Source organism: Alteraurantiacibacter aestuarii (genome assembly GCF_009827405.1).
Lineage (GTDB): Bacteria > Pseudomonadota > Alphaproteobacteria > Sphingomonadales > Sphingomonadaceae > Alteraurantiacibacter > Alteraurantiacibacter aestuarii.
In genome coordinates, this window is record NZ_WTYY01000001.1 from 426,254 (window position 1) to 439,122 (window position 12,869).

The 12,869-nt window shown below is 61.2% G+C and carries 13 protein-coding genes and 1 riboswitch; of the genes, 7 read left to right on the top strand and 6 right to left on the bottom strand.

The window, feature by feature from the left end; translation table 11 throughout:
• Window positions 1-135 precede the first annotated feature (135 nt).
• Window positions 136-732 (top strand): hypothetical protein, encoded by a 597-nt coding sequence (locus GRI32_RS02070; RefSeq protein WP_160589449.1) that lies wholly within the window; start codon window positions 136-138, stop codon window positions 730-732.
• A 1-nt stretch (window position 733) separates the two neighbouring features.
• Here the strand turns inward: GRI32_RS02070 and GRI32_RS02075 are convergent, their stop codons facing one another.
• From GRI32_RS02075 to GRI32_RS02090, 4 genes are all read right to left on the bottom strand, one after another.
• Window positions 734-1,138, bottom strand: coding sequence for a DUF6152 family protein (locus GRI32_RS02075; RefSeq protein ID WP_160589450.1), 405 nt, complete (start codon window positions 1,136-1,138; stop codon window positions 734-736).
• A 94-nt stretch (window positions 1,139-1,232) separates the two neighbouring features.
• Window positions 1,233-2,216 (bottom strand): DUF6607 family protein, encoded by a 984-nt coding sequence (locus GRI32_RS02080; RefSeq protein ID WP_160589451.1) that lies wholly within the window; start codon window positions 2,214-2,216, stop codon window positions 1,233-1,235.
• Window positions 2,217-2,237: 21 nt separating this feature from the next.
• On the bottom strand, window positions 2,238-4,556 hold the full coding sequence (locus tag GRI32_RS02085; RefSeq protein ID WP_237437314.1) for a TonB-dependent hemoglobin/transferrin/lactoferrin family receptor: 2,319 nt from the start codon (window positions 4,554-4,556) through the stop codon (window positions 2,238-2,240).
• A gap of 98 nt (window positions 4,557-4,654) precedes the next feature.
• Entirely contained in the window at window positions 4,655-5,284 is a 630-nt protein-coding gene (locus tag GRI32_RS02090) for an SOS response-associated peptidase family protein (RefSeq protein WP_237437315.1), read from the bottom strand.
• A gap of 110 nt (window positions 5,285-5,394) precedes the next feature.
• On the opposite strand from GRI32_RS02090, the gene GRI32_RS02095 reads away from it, so the two are divergent.
• Complete coding sequence (locus GRI32_RS02095) at window positions 5,395-6,522, top strand: glycoside hydrolase family 5 protein (protein WP_237437316.1); 1,128 nt, start codon at window positions 5,395-5,397, stop codon at window positions 6,520-6,522.
• A 114-nt stretch (window positions 6,523-6,636) separates the two neighbouring features.
• On the opposite strand, the gene GRI32_RS02100 is transcribed toward GRI32_RS02095, so the two are convergent.
• On the bottom strand, window positions 6,637-7,785 hold the full coding sequence (locus GRI32_RS02100) for an N-acetylmuramoyl-L-alanine amidase (RefSeq protein ID WP_160589452.1): 1,149 nt from the start codon (window positions 7,783-7,785) through the stop codon (window positions 6,637-6,639).
• Window positions 7,786-8,027: 242 nt separating this feature from the next.
• A riboswitch (TPP riboswitch) is annotated at window positions 8,028-8,133 on the top strand.
• A gap of 53 nt (window positions 8,134-8,186) precedes the next feature.
• Here GRI32_RS02100 and GRI32_RS02105 point away from each other — a divergent pair.
• The 4 genes from GRI32_RS02105 (at window position 8,187) to GRI32_RS02120 (ending at window position 12,003) form a co-directional block, all read left to right on the top strand.
• Complete coding sequence (locus tag GRI32_RS02105; protein ID WP_160589453.1) at window positions 8,187-8,585, top strand: hypothetical protein; 399 nt, start codon at window positions 8,187-8,189, stop codon at window positions 8,583-8,585.
• A gap of 82 nt (window positions 8,586-8,667) precedes the next feature.
• Window positions 8,668-10,527 (top strand): phosphomethylpyrimidine synthase ThiC, encoded by a 1,860-nt coding sequence (gene thiC, locus GRI32_RS02110; protein WP_160589454.1) that lies wholly within the window; start codon window positions 8,668-8,670, stop codon window positions 10,525-10,527.
• 127 nt (window positions 10,528-10,654) lie between these two features.
• Window positions 10,655-11,545 carry an AAA family ATPase gene (locus tag GRI32_RS02115; protein WP_160589455.1) on the top strand — a complete coding sequence of 297 codons (891 nt, stop codon included), beginning with the start codon at window positions 10,655-10,657 and terminating at the stop codon, window positions 11,543-11,545.
• Complete coding sequence (locus tag GRI32_RS02120; RefSeq protein WP_160589456.1) at window positions 11,542-12,003, top strand: hypothetical protein; 462 nt, start codon at window positions 11,542-11,544, stop codon at window positions 12,001-12,003. Before GRI32_RS02115 ends, GRI32_RS02120 begins: the two co-directional genes overlap by 4 nt.
• 22 nt (window positions 12,004-12,025) lie before the next feature.
• On the opposite strand, the gene GRI32_RS02125 is transcribed toward GRI32_RS02120, so the two are convergent.
• Entirely contained in the window at window positions 12,026-12,409 is a 384-nt protein-coding gene (locus tag GRI32_RS02125; RefSeq protein ID WP_237437317.1) for a YigZ family protein, read from the bottom strand.
• Between the two features lie 93 nt (window positions 12,410-12,502).
• Here GRI32_RS02125 and GRI32_RS02130 point away from each other — a divergent pair, with 93 nt between their 5' ends.
• Window positions 12,503-12,847, top strand: a complete 345-nt coding sequence (locus GRI32_RS02130) for an HPF/RaiA family ribosome-associated protein (protein WP_160589457.1) — start codon at window positions 12,503-12,505, stop codon at window positions 12,845-12,847.
• The last annotated feature ends 22 nt before the right edge of the window (window positions 12,848-12,869 follow it).

The window sequence follows — 12,869 nt, forward strand, 5'->3', positions numbered from 1 at the left end:
AGACAGGAGGCGAGACAAAGGCACGCCTGCGCCCGCCCGCCCGCGCGCCCGCCCGCCCTGGTCCCGCCCGGATGATGTAACCTGCGGCGACAGCACGGCGAATGCATGCCATACAGCAGGCGAGGGGGACGTGACATGACATTGGGCAACAGGCATGCGGCACGGATTATCGCAGCGGCGCTGATCGTGACGGTGATCACGCAGGTGGTCTATATGATGGTTGGCGCGGGCGGGCAGTCGCATCTGGCCTATCCGATCTGGCGGACCGAGGCGCTGATGGCGCTGGTGGTGGCGGTGCTGGGATTTGCCCTTGTCTCGCGCAACGCGCTGGTGGGCGGATGCCTTGCTGTGGGCGGCATCTTCAACCTGATCCAGACAGGCATGGGACTGACCATGTTCTACCAGCTGGGCTATGGCGGGGACACACCGCCCAACCCGGTGTTCGTCCCGGTGCTGGGCATGTCCTTCTACCTCTATTTCGCGGCCAAGGCGGCGTTTGGACTGGCCGCGCTGGCGCTGGGCATCCAGCTGTGGCGTTCGGCGGTCAGGTCGGCAAAGATCATCGGATTGCTGGCCGCAGTCACCGGTCTTGCCGCGCTGGGCCTGAACGCCGCCGCCATGATGTTTGGCATGGGGCTGGTGTTTTTCGCAGGCGCAGCGGGAACGGCGGCCACGCTGTTGCTTGCCGCGGCGCTGGTGATGGCGATGACGGAGGGCGAAACCTCCGCCTGATTTATTGCGGTTGCAGGCTCTTGGGCCGCTGCGGATAGACATCGAAAGTGCGCCCGCGCACGGTGATCGTCTCTCCCTTGAACCCGCGCACATCCATGTCGCGCGCGCGGTGGCCGGTCAGCGTTGCCGTGTCTCCCGGCGCAGCATGTTCCGGTCCGAAGCCCGATGCCTGCGCCACGATGGGCGGGGACAGGTCAACCTCCCAGATCGCTCCATCCGACCAGACGCCGCCGCTGGTGCGCAATTGCAGGTGCATGTGCGGATTGCCGAAACTGATGGAGACGATCTCTCCCTCCAGCCGGCTCTCCTCTTCCTGCGTCCAGCCCCAGCCATGATGCGCGGCCAGGCTTGCCGGTAATGCCAGCCCTGCCGCAGCGGCCAGACCTGCCCAGTAGAGTCTCTTCATTTCAAGTCTCCTCGCTCGCTCCCTCTGCACAACAATAGCACAAAAGGGGCGAGCGGAGAATATCGGCCCGTTCCGGGTGCCTGTCAGGGCGCGGTCAGGGTGCCGACGTGTTGGCAGTTATCAGCGCCACGGCGCGGGCAATGGCATCGCTTTGCGCCAGTGTGCCTGCTTCGATATCACTGCCCATCTGCAGCAGCTCGCCGCTGATCACCGTGCCGGTCTCGGCCTCCTCCTCAATCGCGATTCCGCCGTTGCGATCAAAAGCGGCGGCCCATGCCGCGCGCACGGCCTGCCAGTATGCCTGCGTGGCCGCCCAGTAGGCATCCGCCGCGCCGACATCGTAATCGGCAAAGCGCGTGTAGGTGTTGAGAACATATTCCTGCACCACCGGCTGCTGCTCGCCGTCCACCAGATCCATCTTGGTGTTGTCCTGCCAGTGAATCCAGCCATCGGGGGTCAGCTGGTGGCGGTTGATGGAGGCGTACAGGTCATACACCGGGTGGCGCACGGCATCGCGGCGGGCGAGCGGGCGCTGCGTCCAGTTGGACCGCCAGCGGCGCACGCCATTGGTGGTTTCCCACTGGCCCCAGCCGGCATAGCGCGGGCTGTCATCCACCTGGAACACCGTTTGCGACCAGCGCCCGGCGCGCATTCTTTCGGGCACGTCGGACCAGATCCAGCGGTTCGGCCCGTCATAGGTGAGGATGCGCGCAGGCTCATATTCCCAGTCCTGCCGCCAGTGCTTGATCACCATTGGCTCTCCGCCTGCGTCCACCACCAGCAGGTGCTGCAACACGATCCGGCTGCCGGTATCCTCGATCACGCGGACGGATTCGTACCCGCCGGATATCTTGCGGTCGAGCGGTTCATAGCTCGCGCGCCACGGGGTCGATTCCTGCATGTCGAAACGCACGCGGTAATCGCCCGCCATCGCCAGAATGGTTTCCCGGTCGGCGGCGAAGCTGGCCTGTTCCTGCGCCTCCTCGCGCGCCGCCACCGGGCCATCGGCCAGCGCCGGAGCGGCAGGCAGGCACAACGCCAGCAGGGACATGGCGGCGATTGTCTTGAGATATTTCATGATGTGGTTCCCTCGTGATTGTCAGAAGCGATAGGAGAGCGAGACCGAGCCGTTGCGACCGGGGCGCGTATAGGCATCGGTAATGGTGGAGCTGGCCTCCAGCCCGTGCACATCGGACCAGTAGGCATAGGTCTCGTCAGTCAGGTTGAAGATGCCGGCGCGCAGTTTCAGCCGCTCGGTCAGTTCGAAATAGGCGGTGGCATCGAGGATGGTGAAGCTGGCCGGGCGCAGGCATTCCGTGGCGCACAGCCCCGCCACGTCCGCCGCCTTCTTGCGCGCGTGGTGGGTGGCGATCAGCTCCAGCCCCAGCCTGTCATCCGCGCCGCGCCAGCCGATTCCGGCCACCAGGTTGAGCGGATCGACAGAGCCGAGCGGGCTTTTCGCGCCGCCCGGGCTGGTGGTCTCCCCATCGGCCCAGGCAATGGCGAAGCGGCCATAAAGCCCGTTGTCCAGCAGGTAGCTGGCCTTGGCCTCCACCCCTTCGACCCGCACCGCATCCAGATTGACGAACTGGTAGATCGCCGGATCGGACGGGGTGAAGCTGCCGCCCACCACCTGCTGATCGATGAAGTCCTCATAGTCCGCGCGGAACGCTGCCAGGCTGAGGCGGGCATTGTCATCAGTATAGCGAATGCCCGCTTCCCAGCTTTCGCTGCGTTCGGGGCCAAGGTCCGGGTTGGGGGCGGAGGTGTAGCCAAAGGCGAGGTTCTCGAAGAAATTGTTCACCTGGCTCGGCGTCGGCGCGCGGAAGCCCTGCGCGTAATTGGCGAACAACAGCACCCCCGGTGCCAGCTTGCCGGTTACGCCCAGCTTGGGGGACAGGCGGCTGCCGCTCTGCGCCGATCCGGTGAAGGCGGGCAGCAGCGGATCATCGGTGGGGTCGAGTTCGTAAAAGTCCAGCCGCACCGCCGGAAAGATCGTCAGCGCGCCGTCCAGCAGGCTGATCTCATCGGCCAGATAGACACCGCCCAGCATGAAGTCGGTCGCCGGAAAGGCGCTGGTGGGGAAGACCTCACCGGCTGGCGGCTCGGTCCCGTCGCGCACGCCCTGCTGGCGGGTCCAGCTGATATCACCGCCAAAGGCCAGCACCTGATTCACATTACCGCTGGCGAAGGCGCTGCGCGCTTCGGCGACAAGGCCGTACACCTCGTTCTCGAAAGTGTTGCGCCGTTCGCGGTCGGGGCGCGGCGTGGCGCTGACCGGGCTGCGGTCCTCATCGGTGAACTGCACGTCCCTGCCATCCTGCCAATAGGCGGCGAGGTGGGTGTAATCGACAAGCCCGTCACCCTCCCACGTCCAGTCGAGCGAGAGACGGCTGCGGCGCGTATCGTCCTGCGCGGTGAGGCTGTCGACGATCCAGCTGGGCGAAGGGCCGAACAGGAAGGCGGGGCCTTCGCCCGAAAGCACGCGGCTGAACACGTCGCTTTCCAGAAGCTCGCCGGTCAGGCGGATGCGGTGGCTGCCATTGTCCCACACCAGCTTGCCCAGCACCGCATCGGATGATCCGTCCTGAGGGTTGGGCAAGGTGCGCCCCTCGCCAAGGCCGCCCACGGTGCCCTGATTGTCCAGCTCCTCAAAATCGCGGCGCGAGTAGGCCAGCATGGCGGACAGATTGCCATTGCGGCCGGCCACCGCCAGCGTCTCGGCAAATTCATTGTCGGCGCTGGAATATTGCGCGGTGACGAAGCCGCCCACCGGCGCATCCCCGTCCAGCAGGTCCACCGGATCGCTGGTGGTGAAGCTGACCGCGCCGGCCAGCCCGTCACTGCCGTAAAGCGCCGAGGCGGGACCGCGCAGGATCTCCACCGACTTGACCAGCGACACGTCGGCATAGCCGCCGCGGCCTGCATCCTGCGCCCCGAAGGAGAATCCCTGCGGCGTGCGTATGCCATCCACCTGGATCAGCACGCGGTTGCCGCCGATGCCGCGAATGGTGAAATCCTCATTGCGGGCGCGCCCGGTGGTGCCCAGCGCGGCGCCAAAGCGGGCAGGCGCGCGGCGCACGCTGACGCCCGGCTCATAGCGGACAAGGTCCTTGATATCGGTGACGAAGTTGTCGGCGATTTCCTCCGCGTCGATCACGCTGACCGTGGCGGGCGCTTCCTCCTGCGCCACCGGGATGCGCGTGGCCGTCACGGTGATGGCGGTGGCGGTCATGGCGGTGGCCAGCGCCTCCGCCTGATCCTCTGCCACATCGGCCCCGTGCGCATATTGCGCCTGCAACGCCATCGCCATGGCCAGCGATGCGCACAGCGGCCGGGCGATGCGCTTCGATCCTGCCTGCGGGCGATACCAGCGGGTGCAGACTTGCGGTGTGCGCGTGAAATTGAATGTCATCATGATCCCCTAGATGCAAATGCGAATGAGTCGCATTACTAATAGGAGTCGTGATCAGGTCAACCGGCTTTTGCGAATAATTCTCAATTAGTCCGCAAGCTTCAGGAAATGTCCCGATTTTTCCGCATCATGCCCGATGGGTAGGGCGCGATCAGCGCCTGCGCCGCATCCCAGCCGCCGTGCAGCCACAGGTCATGTGCGGCGCGGTCTGGGGGCAGGATTACCGGCATGGACTGCTTGCCCTCTGCCTGCAGCAACGCATTGGGCTGGCACGTCAGCAGCGCGAAAGTGGGGATCTCGCTGTCCTTCCACACACCGGCAAAGGCGAACAGTTCCTGGTCGCTGCAAGTCACTGTCAGGCGGATGCGCTTGCCGCTGGCATCCCTGCCCTTGCCCCATTCCATGAAGCTGGTGGCAGGGACCAGGCAGCGAAATTCGCTGTTGCGCAGATTGCCGATCCAGAACGGGCTTTGGGTGTTGCGCACGCTCAGGATGCCGCGCGACGGATCGTCCGAATTGGGGGGAGGCGGCACGCCCCAGATGCGCGGGATCATCCGGTGCTGGCCGCGGCCCTTGCCTGGTCCGGCAATGAATTCCCGCCCCGCCGTAATCACCGGCGCGAATTGCCCGGGCGAAACATAGCCGCCCGGCCACGGATCATTGCCCGCCCAGCAATCGAAATGCCGGGCAATCGCCGCCGCATCGGCACGCAGGTGATAGAGCATGGTCATGCGCCGGACTGGTTGGACCGCCCCGCCGCCCGCCGCAAGCAAAGAGCATTTACGTTCGCCTGTGGTAGCGCTACCAAGTGCAGACAGAACAAGACAGATGGGAGGGACCGATGACTGCCGCATTCCTGCGAACCGCCACGGTGGGACTGGCACTGGCACTGGCCGGATGCGGGGGCACCACCTCTTCTGCCAGCGGCCTGCTCGCAAATCTGCCCACGCCGTCCCCCAGCGCCGCGCCCATACCCACGCCCACGCCAACGCCCACGCCAACTCCTTCTGGCACCACCACGCCCCTTGCCTCCGCGCTGACGCAGGCGGACGCGCAGCTGGGTGCCTGCGTCAACATGGCCAACATGCTCGAACCGCCAAACGAAGGCGACTGGGGCCGCGCCATCTTCGATACCGATTTTGCCGATATCGCCGCGGCCGGCTTTGAAACCGTGCGCCTGCCCGTGCGCTGGTCCAACCATGCCAGTTACAGCGCGCCCTACACGATCGATCCGTCGTTCATGGCGCGCGTTGCCACCGTCGTGGGTCAGGCCCGCGCGGCGGGTCTGCGGGTGATCCTCAACATGCATCATTATGAAGATCCGCAGGGCAACATCTTTACCGATCCGGCGCAGCAGACCGCGCGGCTGGCAGGAATGTGGAAGCAGATTGCGGAGCGCTTTGCGGGCGAGAGCGACATGGTCTGGTTCGAACTGCTGAATGAACCGCATGAGCAGCTGCGCCACACCAACCTGCTGTCCGTTCTGGAGCCTGCGCTGGCCGAAGTGCGCGCCACCAATCCCACCCGCCCGGTGGTGATCGGCGGCGAGTTCTGGAGCGGGATCAACTCGCTCGCCACCCTGCCGCTGCCCAATGACGCCTATCTGGTGGCGACGTTCCATTATTATGACCCGTTCAACTTCACCCACCAGGGCGCCAGCTGGATCGACAATCCTCCGCCGATGGGCACCACCTTCGGCAGCGCGTCGGACCTTGCCGAACTGAACGACAATGTCGCCAAGGCCCGCAGTTTCATCTCCGCCACGGGCCGTCCGCTGTTCCTGGGTGAGTTCGGCGCGATAGACCAGATCCCGCTCGACCAGCGCGCCCATTACTACAAGATGGTGCACGACGCCTTCGCCGGCGCGCAGGTGGACGGCTGCGTATGGGGCTACACCAACAGCTTCGCCTTCCGCGATCCGGCCACGCTGGAATGGAAGACCCCGCTTCTGCAGGCGCTGGGGTTATAGAGGGCAGGGTGCCGGGGGCGTGTTCGCCCCGGCATCGGCGGAGTTAACAGAGTTGGGCCGCGGAGCAGGCTAGCAGGACCCTCTCGGAATTCGCCGAGATGCGAGGATGATGACCTAGGCCAGCTTCCTCATATGTCCCCGGACTGCCTTAGCCAGTTCGGCCATCACCGACTTGCGGTTGCTGACCGCCGAAGGACCAGAAATCAGGGTCTTTTCGACCGCCGGATTGGTGATGAACTCAAGTTCGACATAGGCTGCAACGCATTTGGCGGTCCGCGTGCTATTGCCGAGCGCGGCATCGCTCAAAACCCCGAGTGAACCGGGACCTGTGTCAGTATCGGGCTTGAGGCCGCGATTCTTGGTGCCCGGATTAACCGCTTTCAATCCTTTGAACAGGGCATCCTGAACAATCCGGCCAAAGGCCTTATCGTCTGCAAGATTGGCATTTCCGTTGACCGCTGCCCGATAGTAGGTCTCAACGCCGCTCACGCTTGGCTTTTTATCACCATTGAAATGCATGCAGATAAATGCCTGCGCCTGATGTTTTGCTGCAACGGCAGCACGATCCTTGATTCCGATGTTCACGTCGGTTTCGCGGGTCAGCACGACTTTGATCTCTTCATTGGCCACACCAGCCTGCCTGATCAATTCATCGCGCAGCAAGAGGCAAAATTCGAGCGCCAGCTTCTTTTCTTTGACGCCGCTGATGCTGGTTGCATTGTTCGGACTGCTGCCGCCAATTTTTACAGTGCCGCCATGGCCAGGATCAAGCACCAGTGTCCCCAGCTTGGTGGTGCCACTATTTGCAACCGTACCGTCACTGGTCACCGCCTCGAACAGAATCGACTGAGCCTCGGGGACAAGCGCGAGGACCTTGTCAGCATAACCAGCAGAGGGCGTATAGATCGGGCCAATGTAATGGATATACTGTTCTGGCGTATCAACGTGGCTTTCCCAGCCTGAATAGGGAGCGCGATCAATGAACGCCCAATAGCCGCGAATAAAGTTCTCAAGAGTCGCGAATTTGCAATATGCATCGGTGCCATCATGCGCCGCATAGTTCACACGGGTCGCGAACAATCCCATCTCTGGCCGCCATTTGAGTCCGGCAAAATTGTAATGATCTGTGGCCAGCGGTGATGTTGCTCGCCCACTCTCAAGCATCCATTGGGCGAAACTGACTGCGCGCAAATTGGGATAGCGAATAGTCTCTCCAGCATAGATCGTTGCAAGTCTTTTCAAGAGTTGATTGATTGCCATCATGAAGTTTCCAAAAACTGAAGAATCGGAATTATGACATATTATTCGCTGGGGTAAAGTAGATAACGTATACTTGAAGTTTGTAATGGTTTGCAGGATACTTGGTGGTACGTTACCGCATAGTCGCAAAATTTCTTCAAGGTTTAGAAGTTCTTATCTACCCGCGATTCTGAAATGCTAGCGTGAAACTCGGACAGGCATGGCCGAATGCGCACTTCCGCAGTAAGTCAAAGTCGTCTAAACCCCTCCCATCCCCGGGGAGTCATGTGACTGAGAGGGGCGTGTAACGCCGCCCGACCCGTTGAACCTGAACCCGTTAGCACGGGCGGAGGGAAGGGTGGCCCCGGCCAGCAACCGGGACAAAGGCCGCCCATCCTCCTGCCTGTCTGGAGAGGAACGCGCGCATGGCCGAGACTGCCGATATTTCCGCCTGGATTGCCCTGTTTACCGGGATTTACGCGCTGGGCGCTGCCATTGGAGAGCTGCGATCTCCGGGCAGCTGGGCCGCCATGCTCGAAGATTTCGAGAAGCGCGAAGGTTTGCGCTTCGTGACCGGCATCGTGGTGCTGGCACTGGGCGCGGCGATCTACCTCGTCAATCCGTTGCGGCCTGATGACTGGCTGTCCGTGGTGGTTACTGTGCTGGGTGGCGGCATGGTGATTGAAGGGTTCATCCTGCTCGGCTGGGGCCGTTCCTACCTCCATTTCGCCAGCAAGCTGCTGGGCCTGGTCAACCGCATCTGGGCGATGATGGCCGCCGGGATTGGCATCGTGCTGATCTGCGTGGCCATGCTGCGCTTCTAGCTTCCGGCTTCACACGCAATATCCTCGTACAAGCCAATATCCTCGTACAAGCCAATATCCTCGTACAAGAAAGACTTTTCCCATGGCTGATATCCCCTCCCACCTCGAAATCGGCGTTACCACCGGACCTATCCGGGGCAGCCGCAAGGTCCATGTCGGCCCGCTGAAAGTGGCCATGCGCGAGATTGAGCTGGAGCCTTCCTCGGGTGAGCCGCCGCTGCGCGTGTATGACACCTCCGGCCCCTATACCGATACCGCCGCGCGCATAGATATCGCCGCCGGCCTGCCGCAGCTGCGCCGCCAGTGGCAGCTGGATCGCGGCGATATCGAGGAATACACCGCCCGCGACATCAAGCCGGAGGATAACGGCCAGCTTGGGCCTGATCGCAGCGGCGGCGTGCCTGCCTTCCCCAATGTCTCCAAGACCGTATACCGCGCCAGGCCGGGCAAGAACCTCTCGCAGATGCATTACGCCCGCCAGGGCATCATCACGCCGGAGATGGAATATGTCGCCATCCGTGAGAACATCGGCCGTGAAATGGTGCGAAACCACGTGCGGGACGGGCAAGACTGGGGCGCTGAAATCCCTGACTACGTAACGCCGGAATTCGTGCGCGATGAAGTGGCGCGCGGGCGGGCGATCATCCCCAGCAACGTCAACCACCCGGAAGCCGAGCCGATGGCCATCGGCCGCAACTTCCTGGTCAAGATCAACGCCAACATCGGCAACTCCGCCGTCGCGTCCGACGTGGCGAACGAGGTGGACAAGATGGTCTGGTCCATCCGCTGGGGCGCGGACACGGTGATGGACCTTTCCACCGGCCGCAACATTCATGACACGCGCGAATGGATCATCCGCAACAGCCCCGTGCCCATCGGCACCGTGCCCATCTATCAGGCGCTGGAAAAGGTCGGCGGCGTGGCGGAAGACCTGACGTGGGAAGTGTTCCGCGATACGCTGATCGAGCAGGCCGAGCAGGGCGTGGACTACTTCACCATCCATGCCGGCGTGCGCCTTGCCTATGTGCCGCTGGCCGCCAGGCGCGTGACCGGCATCGTCAGCCGCGGCGGATCGATCATGGCGAAATGGTGCCTCTCCCACCACAAGGAGAGCTTCCTGTACGAGCATTTCGACGAGATCACCGAGATCTGCAAAGCCTATGACATCGCCTATTCACTGGGTGACGGCCTGCGCCCCGGCTCCATCGCCGATGCCAATGACGAAGCGCAATTTGCCGAGCTGTACACGCTGGGAGAGCTGACCAAGCGCGCCTGGGCGCAAGACGTGCAGGTGATGATCGAAGGCCCCGGCCACGTGCCGATGCACAAGATCAAGGAGAACATGGACAAGCAGCTGGAGGCATGCGGTGAAGCGCCGTTCTACACGCTCGGGCCGCTCGTCACCGATATTGCGCCGGGGTACGATCACATCACCAGCGGCATCGGCGCCGCGCAGATCGGCTGGTATGGCACGGCGATGCTTTGCTACGTCACGCCCAAGGAACACCTGGGCCTGCCCGACAGGGATGACGTTAAAGTGGGCGTGGTGACCTACAAGCTGGCCGCCCACGCGGCAGACCTCGCCAAGGGCCACCCGGCCGCCAAGGTGCGCGACGACGCCCTGTCCCGCGCCCGCTTCGAATTCCGCTGGCGCGACCAGTTCAACCTCAGCCTCGACCCCGATACGGCCGAGCAATATCACGACCAGACCCTGCCCGCAGAAGGCGCCAAGACCGCCCACTTCTGCTCCATGTGCGGCCCCAAGTTCTGCTCGATGCAGATCTCACAGGAAGTGCGCGACTTCGCCGCCAAGCAGAACCAGCCCAGCGATGCGTTTATCGCCGCAGCGGGCGACGTGGTGGCCGAGGCGAAAGCGGGGATGGAGCGGATGAGTGCGAAGTTTAATGAGGGCGGGGAATTGTATGTGAAGGCGGAGGATTAGTGGCTGAAGTACAGCTGATCCATTTTCGATAGTTATTGCGATATTTAGCAAATATGTGGTCTAAATATTGGAACTGATGGCGTGAAAGATAAGCGCTAGATTTGAGTGGATAGTTGGGAGATTTTAGGTGGCGCGACGCGTGGCATTTATCAGTGAGAAAGGCGGTGTGGGGAAGACTACCTGCTGCTATCACATTGCAGCAGCTCTGGCTCGCTACCACGGGAAAAGAGTCTTGGTGGTTGATGCTGATTATCAAAGGGGGGGTATCACTGGCCGGTTTTTCCCTGCTCTGATTGAGCAGTTCGATGATGGCTCTATGTCCGGTGAAACTCTTTTTCACAAATATCAGCAGCTCTACAGTGCGTCTAAATTAACGCCGAACGTTGATCTATACGAGTGGAAACACGGGAACCTCTCAGTAGATTTGCTTCCATCTGATCCGCGCTTGTCTGCGGTGTCCGTGGACAAGCTTCCAAGCTCGAACAACATTCGTGCGAATAACAAGGCGCTTCTAGCGCACCTTCGAGTCTTGGATGATGTGCTAAAGGCTCTCGATAATGAATATGACTATATCTTGATAGATAGTCACCCAGAAGTATCTGACATTCTGAGGTCAGTCATTTTTGCAGCTGATTATTGCGTGTCGCCCGTCAAGTTAGACCGTCAATCATCGGTCGGTGTGGCTACGATACAAGGCGAAATCAACAATGTGAATGACGATGTTGAGATGATAAAAGGAGCGGTGGGAAGCTTTGACTACTCGCCTACTGAATTTTCCGGTGCGATTGGCATGATGTGTCGGGAGTGGGGCGAGGCTTTGAAAGGGTCTGAGCAGACCGAATTTAATCGCCTTCGCCAAACTGGCAGCATGTACACAAATTACGTCACCGAAGGTGATGGTCTTCGACAAGCCGCAGCTCAGAGAGTGCCAGTTTATGACATAGGCATCTCGAATGCAGTCAAGCAGTCCGGCCAGTTTAAGAATTTGACCGTGGAGTTTTTGGTTGAGTGCCCATGACGGATATCAAAGTTGAAAAACTCGTTGAATGGCTCGGTCCAGAGGGAGCCGTTGCGGGATTGGATAAAAGCGATCTTACCAACGCAGATCTGATGATGGTCGCACGCCGTGACGGAATTGATTTTGAGCCGAAGGCCTCAAGAAAGCAATTGACGATTGAACTCGTTATGTCGCGCATTCAGCGTATCCATAAAAATACCGATCAACTGCTTGAATTATCTCGAGATGAGCTAAAAAGGTATTTTACTGAGCGTTTGGTTTCTAACGCCGAGATTCTTTCTTTGCTCAAGCAGTTAGAGATTGCGCCAAGTAGGAAAATAAGGGGGAGAATGCTTGATTTCGCAGCAGGTGAAATAAGTGATTTAGGGATGTATGCGAGAGTCGCTAAAGGGCGTGGCTCGCGCGAGGAAAAACAAGGGCATACTAGCAATTTGGTGCCTAAGAAGAAGTCGCAGTAATCCCGCCTGCTCCCTAGCCACCTCACCCCTCCCGCACCGCCTCAAAATAAACCCCCACACACGCCTGCACATGGCGGAACCTGTCGCCGCCCAGATGCTTGCCACCATACCATCGCGTCACCACCACCAGATGATCGCGCAACCCCTCGCGCTCCAGCATCCGCAGGATGATCATGCCCGCGCCGCTTTCGCCGTCGTCATTCTTGATCGGGCCTTCGTCGCAAATCAGGCCCCAGCTGTTGTGCGTGGCCTTGGCGAATTTCTTGGATTTGCACAGCATGGCAATCAGCGCCTTGGCCTCTTCACCCGAGCGGCACGGCGCGCCGGATACGGCGTATTTCGATCCGCGGTCGGAAATGATTCCATCGAGCGTCAGCATGGGGGCGGCGTAGGTGGCGGTGCGCATTTTTGCAAAGTCCGGGGTGCGCCAGCCCTTCCATCCCGCCCAGAAATCCCCATCTCGGGTGAACAACAGAAACAACCGAGAGGACTTCCACCTATGCAGTTCCAGTTCAATTCCGATAGCTCGGTCATGGGCACTGAAAACGTGGCGGAGCGGATCGAGGCGCAGTTGCGTGAGCGGCTGGCGCGGTTTGAGGACAGGCTTTCGCGGCTTGAGGTTCATGTGCGCGACGAGAACGGCCCCAAGGGCGGCGGCGATGACAAGGCCTGCATGATCGAGGCGCGGATCAAGGGCGAGAAGCCGATTGGCGTAACCGGCCATGCGGGCGATGTGGACAGCGCCGCACGGATCGCAGCCAACACGCTGGTCCAGCGGCTGGAACGTCATTTCGGCAAGGGTGATCGGCACAAGCACGATCCCTCGCCCGATAAGGTGATCTGATCGATAGCGCGCATTGATAGGG